At 53.3% G+C, this 10,872-nt stretch carries 10 protein-coding genes and 1 tRNA gene; 2 read left to right on the forward strand and 9 right to left on the reverse strand.

Features of this window, described 5'->3' with window-relative positions:
- Positions 1-72 precede the first annotated feature (72 nt).
- A tRNA-Pro gene (locus V7Z75_RS13510) sits at positions 73-149 on the reverse strand.
- A gap of 84 nt (positions 150-233) precedes the next feature.
- Between V7Z75_RS13510 and folD the strand changes: the two genes are divergently transcribed.
- Positions 234-1,103: a bifunctional methylenetetrahydrofolate dehydrogenase/methenyltetrahydrofolate cyclohydrolase FolD gene (gene folD / locus V7Z75_RS13515; RefSeq protein WP_334109180.1), complete on the forward strand. Its 870-nt coding sequence runs from the start codon at positions 234-236 to the stop codon at positions 1,101-1,103.
- A gap of 125 nt (positions 1,104-1,228) precedes the next feature.
- Entirely contained in the window at positions 1,229-1,651 is a 423-nt protein-coding gene (dksA, locus tag V7Z75_RS13520; RefSeq protein WP_334109181.1) for an RNA polymerase-binding protein DksA, read from the forward strand.
- Positions 1,652-1,929: 278 nt separating this feature from the next.
- Here the strand turns inward: dksA and pnp are convergent, their stop codons facing one another.
- The 8 genes from pnp to V7Z75_RS13560 form a co-directional block, all read right to left on the reverse strand.
- On the reverse strand, positions 1,930-4,068 hold the full coding sequence (gene pnp, locus V7Z75_RS13525) for a polyribonucleotide nucleotidyltransferase (protein WP_334109182.1): 2,139 nt from the start codon (positions 4,066-4,068) through the stop codon (positions 1,930-1,932).
- Between the two features lie 93 nt (positions 4,069-4,161).
- A complete protein-coding gene (rpsO, locus tag V7Z75_RS13530; RefSeq protein WP_015829110.1) occupies positions 4,162-4,431 on the reverse strand; it encodes a 30S ribosomal protein S15 in 270 nt (89 codons plus the stop codon).
- 215 nt (positions 4,432-4,646) lie between these two features.
- Positions 4,647-5,555 carry a tRNA pseudouridine(55) synthase TruB gene (gene truB, locus V7Z75_RS13535; RefSeq protein WP_334109183.1) on the reverse strand — a complete coding sequence of 303 codons (909 nt, stop codon included), beginning with the start codon at positions 5,553-5,555 and terminating at the stop codon, positions 4,647-4,649.
- A 15-nt stretch (positions 5,556-5,570) separates the two neighbouring features.
- Complete coding sequence (gene rbfA, locus V7Z75_RS13540) at positions 5,571-5,945, reverse strand: 30S ribosome-binding factor RbfA (protein WP_334109184.1); 375 nt, start codon at positions 5,943-5,945, stop codon at positions 5,571-5,573.
- A 3-nt stretch (positions 5,946-5,948) separates the two neighbouring features.
- A complete protein-coding gene (infB, locus tag V7Z75_RS13545; RefSeq protein WP_334109185.1) occupies positions 5,949-8,666 on the reverse strand; it encodes a translation initiation factor IF-2 in 2,718 nt (905 codons plus the stop codon).
- A 73-nt stretch (positions 8,667-8,739) separates the two neighbouring features.
- Positions 8,740-10,206, reverse strand: coding sequence for a transcription termination factor NusA (nusA, locus tag V7Z75_RS13550; protein WP_334109186.1), 1,467 nt, complete (start codon positions 10,204-10,206; stop codon positions 8,740-8,742).
- A gap of 26 nt (positions 10,207-10,232) precedes the next feature.
- Complete coding sequence (gene rimP / locus V7Z75_RS13555) at positions 10,233-10,667, reverse strand: ribosome maturation factor RimP (protein WP_334109187.1); 435 nt, start codon at positions 10,665-10,667, stop codon at positions 10,233-10,235.
- Between the two features lie 8 nt (positions 10,668-10,675).
- On the reverse strand, positions 10,676-10,872 hold a 197-nt coding region (locus V7Z75_RS13560; protein WP_334109188.1), incomplete at its 5' end, for a hypothetical protein.

Here is a 10,872-nt window from a genome sequence, read left to right on the forward strand (position 1 = left end):
AGCTTAGAAGGCTGGTGCTCTATCCGATTGAGCTACGGGCAGATTGTCGGGCAATTTAATCATTAAAAAATTTGGTCGGGGTGGAGAGATTCGAACTCCCGACATCCTGGTCCCAAACCAGGCGCGCTACCAGGCTACGCTACACCCCGAAGAGGCGTGAAATATAGCGTACTCCCGCGGGAAGGTCAAACAGATTCTGCTAAAATAGCGAATTATTTTTCAGACAACTTGCCATGACTGCCCAAATCATTAACGGAAAAGCGATCGCCGATACGATTCTGAACGATATCAAATCCTCTATAGACAATCGTTTGGCAAAAGGGTTACGCGCTCCGGCTTTGGCCGTCATTCTGGTAGGAGACGACCCAGCCTCTTCTATCTATGTACGCAACAAAAGATTGGCTTGTGAGAAAACCGGCATCCGCTCTCTCGCTTACGACTTGCCTGCCAGCACCTCCGAAGCTGATCTGCTGGCGCTGATTGCGCAACTCAATGATGATGAAGAAATTGATGGCATCTTGGTACAGTCCCCGTTGCCTGCACATATAGAAGAGAAAAAGATCATTGAAACCATCAGCGCGACAAAAGACGTCGATGGGTTTCATCCCTATAACATCGGCAGACTCGCAGTTCGTCAACCCACATTGCGCTCCTGCACACCTTATGGCGTGATCAGGTTGCTGCAATCCACCGGTATGAAGCTGCTTGGCTTGGATGCCGTCGTGGTAGGTGTGTCCAACCACGTTGGGCGCCCGATGGCGCTGGAACTATTACTTGCCGGATGCACAGTCACCAGTTGCCATCGCCACACCAAAGATCTCAAAGCCAATGTTGAGCGTGCCGACGTAGTCGTCGCAGCAGTGGGCAAACCCAACCTAGTCAAAGGGGAATGGATCAAACCCGGCGCGATTGTGATTGATATTGGCATCAACCGCCTGGAAGACGGCAGTTTGTGCGGCGATATTGAATTTGCCGTGGCAAAGGAGCGTGCCAGTTGGATTACCCCGGTCCCAGGCGGTGTTGGCCCCATGACAGTGGCTACCTTGATGCAGAATACGCTGACAGCGCTGGAGCTACGAAAAGCTGGCCCGGCAACAGCATAAATCTCTTTAGGGCCTTGCTGGCCCAAGGCCTCGCCAGCAAGGCTTTTGCATCACCGATCTATTCAGTGTACACTTGCGCCTGCTTTATTTTTCTGTTAACCGAAATCAATTCTTTCAAGGCGGACATGACTGAAGCAATCACAAGACAATTCGTTCCTTACCAACCCAAGGATGGCGAGGAATACATGAATGAAAAGCAACTTGATCATTTCCGGAAAATTCTGAACGACTGGAAAGCAGAGTTGAGTCATGACATTGACCGCACGGTGCATACCATGCAGGACGAAGTCACCATGTTTGCCGACCCCAACGACAGGGCCAGCCAGGAATCCGACATGGCGCTTGAGCTGCGCAACCGTGATCGCGAGCGCAAGCTGATCAAAAAGATCGACGAGACTCTGTCCAAGATTAATGAAGGCGATTACGGCTATTGCAATAGCTGCGGCATAGAAATCGGCCTGAAACGGCTCGAAGCCCGCCCAACTGCAACATTGTGCATCGATTGCAAAACGCTGGATGAAATCCGCGAAAAGCAGGTTGCCAAGTAAATACACTGTTCGAGAATAGTAACATTTTATTGTGATAGGCGTTTCTCGCCCTGATTTCCCGCACAAGATATATTCATTACCTTGTGTGTGCTCAAATAAAAAGGCCGGTTTTAAACCGGCCTTTTTATTTTCATATCCCTACCGCGCAAAGCCCGCGAGAGCCAAGGGCAGACTCCCAAATTGTAGCTTCAGCTTCGCATCAAGCATTTAACTAGTATTACTGCGAAAAAAAAGCCGGGTATCCCCCGGCTTTTTTAATTACAGCAACAACCGCTAACTTACTGTTGATCCGCTGTTGTTGAAGGCTCTTCAGCTTTTTCCTCTGCCACAGGCGCATCAAGCAATGCCTTGGCGCTCAGGCGCACACGGCCCTTGTCGTCCACTTCCAGCACCTTGACCTTGACCACTTGGCCTTCCTTGAGGAAGTCAGCCACGGCATTCACACGCTGATGTGCGATCTGGGAAATGTGCAGCAAGCCATCCTTGCCTGGCAGCAAGGAAACGATCGCACCGAAATCCAGCAGCTTGAGGACGGTGCCGTCATAGACCTGGCCCACTTCCACCTCGGCAGTGATCGCCTCGATGCGCCTCTTGGCTTCTTCGCCCGCTTCGGCACTGATGCAACCGATCTTGATCGTGCCGTCTTCTTCAATGTCAATCGTGGTTCCGGTTTCTTCGGTCAATGCGCGAATCACCGCGCCGCCTTTGCCGATCACATCGCGGATCTTCTCGGGATTGATCTTCATGGTGATAATGCGCGGCGCAAATGCGGAGAGCTCCTGAGGCTTCTCGCCGACAGCTTCCTTCATCAGGCCGAGAATATGCAGACGGCCTTCCTTGGCTTGCGACAGGGCGACACGCATGATTTCCGCAGTGATACCGGTGATTTTGATGTCCATCTGCAGCGCAGTAATGCCGGATTCGGTACCAGCCACCTTGAAGTCCATGTCGCCCAGGTGATCCTCGTCGCCCAGAATGTCAGTCAGCACAGCCACACGGTTGCCTTCCTTGATCAGGCCCATGGCAATACCAGCAACATGCGCCTTCACAGGCACGCCGGCATCCAATAACGACAGGCAGCCGCCACAGACGGAGGCCATGGAGCTAGAGCCGTTGGATTCGGTGATTTCGGACACCACGCGAATGGTGTAGCCAAACTCTTCCTGGCTAGGCAATACTGCCAGCAATGCGCGCTTGGCGAGACGGCCATGGCCGATTTCGCGGCGCTTAGGCGTACCGACACGGCCAGTTTCGCCGGTGGCGTATGGAGGCATGTTGTAGTGCAGCATGAAGCGGTCGGCATATTCGCCCTGCAGCGCGTCGATGATCTGCTCGTCGCGGCCGGTGCCCAATGTCGCGACAACCAGCGCCTGGGTTTCACCACGGGTGAACAATGCAGAACCATGGGTACGCGGCAATACGCCGGTACGGATGCTGATCGGACGCACGGTGCGGGTATCGCGGCCGTCGATGCGCGGCTCGCCATTAAGGATCTGGCTGCGCACCACCTTGGCTTCGAGGTTGAACAGCGCACCCTTGATTTCGTTGGCTTCAGCGGTAGAAGTCGTCTCTGTAATCAGCTCGCCCAATACGCGGCTCTTGATTTCATCGAGCTTGCCGGAACGCGCGCCCTTGGACTTGATCTTGTAGGCTTCGTTGATGTCAGCGCCCGCCAATGCTTCAACCTTGGCAATCAGCTCGGTATTGGCCTCTGGAGGCGTCCAATCCCAAGGCTCGTTACCGACTTCAGCTGCCAGCTCATTGATGGCATTGATGACAGCCTGCATTTGCTCATGGCCATAGACCACGGAACCCAACATGACATCTTCCGGCAGTTCCTTGGCTTCGGACTCCACCATCAATACGGCGCTGTCGGTTGCCGCAACGACCAGGTCCAGTTGGGTTTCCTTGAGCTGAGAGGCAGTAGGGTTCAGTACGTACTCGCCATTGATGTAACCCACGCGTGCTGCGCCGATCGGGCCATAGAACGGGATGCCGGAAATCGCCAGTGCTGCGGAAGCGCCAATGATCGCTGGAATATCAGCATCGATCTCGGGATCGGAAGACATCACGGTTGCGACCACTTGCACTTCGTTATAGAAGGCTTCGGGGAACAGCGGGCGCAGTGGACGGTCGATCAGGCGGGAGGTCAGCGTTTCCTTTTCGGAAGGACGGCCTTCGCGCTTGAAGAAGCCGCCAGGGATCTTGCCGGCGGCATAGGTTTTTTCCTGATAGTCCACGGTCAGCGGAAAGAAGTCTTGGCCTTCCTTCACTTCGCGCTTGCCTACTACGCTCACCAGCACCACGGTGTCGCCGTAGCTGACCATCACTGCGCCATCCGCCTGGCGTGCAATTTCTCCGGTTTCAAGTGTCAGCTCATGCTGACCATAGGTAATCGTTTTCTTGATTGCCGTCACAATATTTGTCCTTTATATAAAAAAATAAGCCGATAAGCACCGCGTTTCCGCTTTGCTTTCGGCTTATCCTATGAGTTCACAAGTGCGCGATGATTACTTACGCAGACCCAAGCGTTCGATCAATGTACGATAGCGATCAGCATTCTTGCGCTTGAGATAGTCCAGCAACTTGCGGCGCTGACTTACCAGCTTCAACAGACCACGACGGGAGTGGTGGTCTTTAGCATTGCTTTTGAAATGCTCTGTCAAATAAGTAATACGGGCGCTAAGAAGCGCAACTTGAACTTCTGGGCTACCTGTATCGTTTGGAGCTTGTTGGAAATCAGCAACGATCTTTGCTGTTTCTTGAACTGTAATTGCCATAACTTAATCCTGTGTTGTGCGATGTGTTTTGCGTCAATGCAAATGCAGGTTACATCAAGCCCGCTAGTGCATTCATTTACAATCAACTTTTGATTATAACTCTGTTCAAGTATAAGTTCAATAAATCAATATTGACTTACTTTTTGATTATCTTGGCCCCATGGCAAAACGAAATCTTCATTCACGAATACAAAACCAATTAAGTGAGTACCTGGCTAGCCCGTTTGACGAAGCAGACGCTTGGGGGCGATAGAGCCTCGGGAAGTTTGTTCCCCAATACCCAGAAAAGCGCCTTGAGCAGAGTAAAGCCTGAACAATCCCTCAATGTTTAAACCGGATTTCCACACTTCCTGGCCACGCAATAAATAAAAGACACTATCGTCGTCAAGAATCACCTGGGGCAAGTTCTCGATCGCGACATCCGCTCTCAGCAGGACTGCATCACGCTGCTCCAGCGGCATCTGTTCAAGCTGTTCGATCGTGACTGCATCCTGCAGATTGAAATGCGCCGTCGTCAGGCGCCGCAAGCCACCGAGATGGGCGCCGCACCCCAACAGCTTGCCAATGTCTTCTGCCAGCGTCCGTATATACGTGCCCTTGCTGCATGAGACCACCATCTCGAACTGTTCGCCTTCAAACCGCTCGAGTTGAATGGCATGTATGGTCACAGGCCGGGGCTCGCGGACAATTTCCACACCATCCCGGGCATACTCATACAGCGCCTTGCCGCCATGCTTCAAGGCGGAATACATGGGAGGCACCTGCAGGATATCACCGACCATCTTTTTTAGCGCGGCTTCCAATTCGGGCTGCGTCGTGGTAACAGGCAAGCGCGCCAGCACTTCGCCCTCGGCATCGCCTGTCGTGGTTGTGCTGCCCAGCGTCACCAATGCTCGGTAGCTTTTATCGGCATCCAATAAGAAATGGGAAAACTTGGTGGCTTCGCCCAGGCAGATCGGCAACAAGCCGCTAGCCAACGGGTCGAGGCTGCCGGTATGGCCAGCCTTGGCCGCTTGGTAGAGCCGCTTGACGATCTGCAAGGCCTGGTTGGATGAAATACCTAATGGCTTGTCCAGCAATAGCACACCATCGATATTGCGCTTGATTCGCCTGAATTGTTGCACAGCGTACCGCTTTACTCAGGCAGACTCGTCGTCTTGATCAGGTGAGGGGGGAGGCAATACCTCATCGATCAGCTTGGCGATATGCATACCGCGGTCGATCGAGGCATCGTAACTGAAATGCAGTTGCGGTACGGTCCTCAACAGCAAACGCTTGGCAAGCTGGCTACGCAGAAAGCCAGCTGTTTTCTCCAGGCCTTTCTGCAATTCAGGCGTGCCTTGCGGCGCAGTGTAATAGATCTTGGCATGCGCCATGTCGCCGCTGACTTCGACTTCGGTCACGGTCACCATGGAAGAAACCCTGGGGTCCTTCACTTCGAATTGCAGCAGATCAGCGAGTTCACGCTGAATCTGCTCGGCAACGCGGTCGCTTCTGGAAAATTCCTTGGCCATGGCTTACAGGGTCCGCGCGACTTCCACGACTTCAAAGACTTCGAGGATATCGCCAACTTCGATTTCGTTGTAGTTTTTCAGTGACAAGCCGCACTCGAAGTTGGATTTCACTTCCTTGACGTCATCCTTGAAGCGCTTCAGCGAATCCAGCTCACCGGTATGGATCACCACATTGTCACGGATCAGACGGATCTTGGAATTACGACGGATTACGCCATCCTGCACGTAACAACCGGCAACGGAACCAACCTTGGAAATACGGAATACTTCGCGGATTTCCACGGTGCCGATGACGTTTTCCTTCTGCTCTGGCGACAACATGCCGCCCAGCGCCGCTTTCACTTCATCCACAGCCTCGTAGATGATGTTGTAGTAGCGCACATCCACGCCGGAGCTTTCGATCAGCTTGCGCGCGCCAGCATCGGCACGCACGTTGAAGCCGATCAACACCGCCTTAGATGCTGCTGCGAGGTTCACATCAGATTCGCTAATGGCACCCACGCCAGTGTGGATGATATTGACCTTGACTTCCTCGGTGGACAATTTCTGCAACGAGATGGACAAAGCTTCGTAGGAGCCCTGAACGTCGGACTTGATGATCAATGGCAATGCCTTGACCTCGCCCTCGCCCATTTGCTCAAACATGCTTTCCAGCTTGGCGGCTTGCTGCTTGGCCAACTTCACATCGCGGAACTTGCCTTGACGGAACAATGCAATCTCACGCGCCTTGCGTTCATCATTAAGCACAGTGACTTCTTCACCGGCACCAGGCACATCGGACAGGCCCAGGATCTCGACCGGGATGGAAGGTCCGGCTTCCTTGACGTCACGGCCAGCTTCATCCAGCATGGCGCGCACCCGACCATAAGCAGTGCCTGCCAGGATCATATCACCGCGCTTCAGCGTGCCAGCCTGCACCAGGATAGTGGAAACCGGACCACGGCCCTTGTCCAGTCTGCCTTCAATCACCAGGCCCTTGGCCGGGATATTCTTCGGTGCAGTGAGTTCCAGCACTTCAGCCTGCAGCAGCACGGCTTCCAGTAGATTGTCTATACCCAGGCCAGTCTTGGCGGAGACTTCAACAAACATGGCATCGCCGCCCCATTCTTCAGGCACAACTTCATGCGTGACCAATTCCTGCTTAACGCGTTCAGGGTTGGCTTCAGGCTTATCAATCTTGTTCACAGCAACAACCAATGGCACACCTGCTGCCTTGGCGTGGTGCACGGCTTCCACGGTTTGCGGCATCACGCCGTCATCCGCTGCCACCACCAGAATCACCACATCCGTTGCCTTGGCGCCACGTGCGCGCATTGCAGTAAATGCTTCGTGGCCTGGCGTATCCAGGAAGGTCACCATGCCACGCGGAGTTTCCACGTGATAGGCGCCGATATGCTGGGTAATACCGCCCGCCTCACCAGTCGCAACACGGCTGCGGCGGATGTAATCCAGCAGCGAAGTCTTACCATGGTCAACGTGACCCATGACGGTCACGACAGGTGGACGGGATTCCTGCAGGGCTTCAGCATGTTCCGCTTCGTCCAGAAATGCTTCCGGATCGTTGGAAGCAGCTGCCTTGGCATTGTGTCCCATTTCTTCCACGATAATGATCGCAGTTTCCTGATCCAGCACCTGGTTAATGGTCACCATCATGCCCATCTTCATCAGAGTCTTGATCACTTCACTGGCCTTGACCGCCATCTTGTGGGCCAAATCGCCCACGGTAATGGTTTCAGGCACCAATACCTCATGCACGATGGGCTCGGTGGGAGCCATGAAGCCGTGCTGTTGCGCCGCATCATTACCCTTGGATTTGGACTTGCCCTTATGGGCACGCCAGCCTTGACCAGCAGCAACGCCGCCATCGCCACGTGATTTCACACCGCCGCGCTTCTTGCCATCGCCGCTGTCACTCCATTCCTTGCCGCCACTCTTGCCAGGTTTCTTGACACTCTTGTCATCCGCCTTGGGCGCTTCCTTGGCTGCTGGCTTATGCAGCGTGCCTTCCGACAATTTGTTTGCCGCAGCTTCTGCTGCGCGCTTGGCCTCTTCCTGTCGGCGTTGCGCCAATTCCTGCTTCTTGCGCAGCTCTTCCGCCTGAATTGCCATCAATGCCGCTTGACGCTTGGCTTCACGTTCGCGCAAAGCCAACTCATCAGCCCCGAGCAGTTCCTTGGCTGTCAACTTGGGGCGCGCTTCAGGCACTGGCTTCTCAACAGGAGCTGCAGCAACCTCCACGGGCTCAGGGACTGCTTCCACCACCGGCTCTGGTTCTGGCTCGGCCTGCACGACAGGCTCCTCTGGCTCTGGTATCACTTCTACTACTGGCTCAGGTGCCAACTCGACCACAGCAATCGCTTCAGCCACGATAGGCTCATCCACAACAGATTCACCTACCGCTTCCTCGCCAGTCTCTGTAACTGGATCACGCCGGACAAGCACGCGTTTTTTACGCACCTCCACCTGAATGGTACGAGCCTTGCCGCTGCTATCGGACTTCTTGATTTCAGTCACTTGCTTGCGTGTCAGCGTAATCTTGTTTTTAGGTTCCTGCGCGCCATGCTCCTTGCGCAGATACTCCAGCAGGGCAGTTTTATCCTGCTCGGTCAAGGCGTCCTCATATGTTGCCTTATTGACACCCGCCCCCTTCAATTGCTCCAAAAGCAATTCTGCCGGCAGCCCTAACTCCGTGGCAAACTGTGCTACGCTCGATTGTCCCATCTGTTACTCCAATCTCTTTCATTTGCACTGTCAGCCAGTGCATTCTTTACAGCCATTGCTAGCTGTGCGCCTCTCAGGCAAACCAGGGTGCGCGTGCAGTCATGATCAATTGCTTTGCGCGTTCGACATCCATGCCGGTCATCTCAACCAAATCATCGACTGCCAGGTCGGCCAAATCATCCATCGTGACTACACCCTGCCCCGCGAGGGTGCGTGCGGTCACTTCATCCATACCTTCCATGTGCAGTAGGTCTTCAGCCAGTTCGCCCACCTTTTCTTCCTTGGCAATCGCCTCGGTCAGCAATGCCGCGCGCGCGCGCTTGCGCAGCTCATTGATCGTATCTTCGTCGAATGCCTCAATCTCGCTCATTTCTGCCAATGGCACATAAGCAATTTCTTCCAGGGTGCTGAATCCTTCCTGGACCAAAATTTCCGCTACTTCTTCGTCTACATCCAGCTTCTCGACGAACAATTGAAGAATACCGCTGTGCTCTTCTTCATTCTTCTTGGCTGCTTCTTCTTCAGTCAGGATATTCAGGATCCAACCTGTCAGCTCCGAAGCCAGGCGCACATTCTGGCCGTTGCGTCCGATCGCCTGGGCCAATTGCTCTTCATCCACGATCACGTCCATGCTATGTGCATCTTCATCCACCACAATCCCCGATACTTCCGCGGGCGCCATAGCATTGATAACGAACTGGGCAGGCTCCATGGACCACAACACAATATCCACGCGTTCACCCGCCAACTCGCCCGTTACAGCCTGCACTCGTGAACCGCGCATGCCGACACAGGTACCAACAGGATCAAGTCGCTGGTCGTTAGCTTTTACTGCAATCTTGGAGCGCAAGCCAGGGTCACGCGCGGCTGATTTGATTTCCAGCAGACCCTCTTCAATTTCCGGCACTTCCAGCTCAAACAGCTTGACCAAAAATTCCGGCGCAATACGGGACAGCATGAGCTGCGGGCCGCGGCCACCACGCTCAATACGGGAAAGATAAGCACGCACACGGTCGCCTACGCGCAGGTTTTCCTTGGGAATCATCTGCTCGCGTGGCAATATCGCTTCCAGTCGACCAATCTCGATAATCGCATTCCCTTTTTCCATACGCTTGATCACACCGGTGACCAAGTGTTCCTTGCGAGCCAGGAAGTCTTCCAGAATCTGCTCACGTTCGGCTTCACGCACTTTTTGCAGGATCACCTGCTTGGCAGCCTGCGCGCCAATACGGCCAAACTCTACAGATTCCAGCGGTTCTTCAATATAGTCACCAACCTCTAGGCCAGCAGCCCGTTCATCATCTAGCGCAATCTGGGCAGCAGGATTTTCCAGCAAGTCATCCTCAACCACTTGCCAGCGACGGAAAGAGCTGTATTCACCACTATCACGGTCAATCGCTACACGCACATCAGCATCTTCACTAAAGCGTTTCTTGGTAGCAGAGGCCAACGCCAACTCCAGTGCCGTAAAAATCACTGTCTTGGCCACATTCTTTTCATGGGCCAACGCATCGACCAGTAACAATATTTCGCGACTCATTTCAATCTCCGCCAAAAAATTGGTGTTTAGAACTCAGGGGACAATCTTGCTTTATCGATATTGGAAAACGGAACACGCTGCTCGGCACCATCACAATCCAATACAAGACACTCCTGATCCACGCCACGCAATATGCCTAAAAAATTTTTTCTGCCCTCTACCGGCACACGCAATTTCACCTGGGCACGTTCGCCAGAGAACCTCACAAAATCGGATTCCTTCTTCAGAACTCTATCCAGACCGGGAGAAGACACCTCCAGCCTGTCGTAATCTATGTCATGCTCTACAGCCAACAGATTGCTCAAGTGGTTACTTACCAACACGCAATCATCGATATTGATTCCATCAGGCTTATCAATAAACAATCGAATCAATTTGCCACGATTGGCCAACTCCATATCAACCAACTCATATCCAAGTTGATCAAGGGATTTCTCCAACAGTGCATTCAAATCCTGCATAGCAAACCTTATTGCCTGATTTTACAAATAAAAAATGGGCTTAACGCCCATCCCCAATGATCACCATTATAGCAATCCGCTATCAATAACACAAAAACAAAAGCCCTCTGAAAGAGGGCCATTGTCGTTGCCCAGACGGCGTCTGGACAATAAATAAAAGTCTGGCGGTGACCTACTTTCGCATGCGAGAAGCATACTATCATTG

This window comes from Methylobacillus sp., from assembly GCF_036844465.1.
Taxonomy (GTDB): domain Bacteria; phylum Pseudomonadota; class Gammaproteobacteria; order Burkholderiales; family Methylophilaceae; genus Methylobacillus.

What these genes read in the sequence shown, in the direction of transcription:
- nusA (WP_334109186.1), bottom strand. Translation starts at nt 10,206, where the DNA reads ATGAGTCGCGAAATATTGTTACTGGTCGATGCGTTGGCCCATGAAAAG.
- rimP (WP_334109187.1), bottom strand. Translation starts at nt 10,667, where the DNA reads ATGCAGGATTTGAATGCACTGTTGGAGAAATCCCTTGATCAACTTGGA.
- dksA (WP_334109181.1), top strand. Translation starts at nt 1,229, where the DNA reads ATGACTGAAGCAATCACAAGACAATTCGTTCCTTACCAACCCAAGGAT.
- rpsO (WP_015829110.1), bottom strand. Translation starts at nt 4,431, where the DNA reads ATGGCAATTACAGTTCAAGAAACAGCAAAGATCGTTGCTGATTTCCAA.
- infB (WP_334109185.1), bottom strand. Translation starts at nt 8,666, where the DNA reads ATGGGACAATCGAGCGTAGCACAGTTTGCCACGGAGTTAGGGCTGCCG.
- rbfA (WP_334109184.1), bottom strand. Translation starts at nt 5,945, where the DNA reads ATGGCCAAGGAATTTTCCAGAAGCGACCGCGTTGCCGAGCAGATTCAG.
- folD (WP_334109180.1), top strand. Translation starts at nt 234, where the DNA reads ATGACTGCCCAAATCATTAACGGAAAAGCGATCGCCGATACGATTCTG.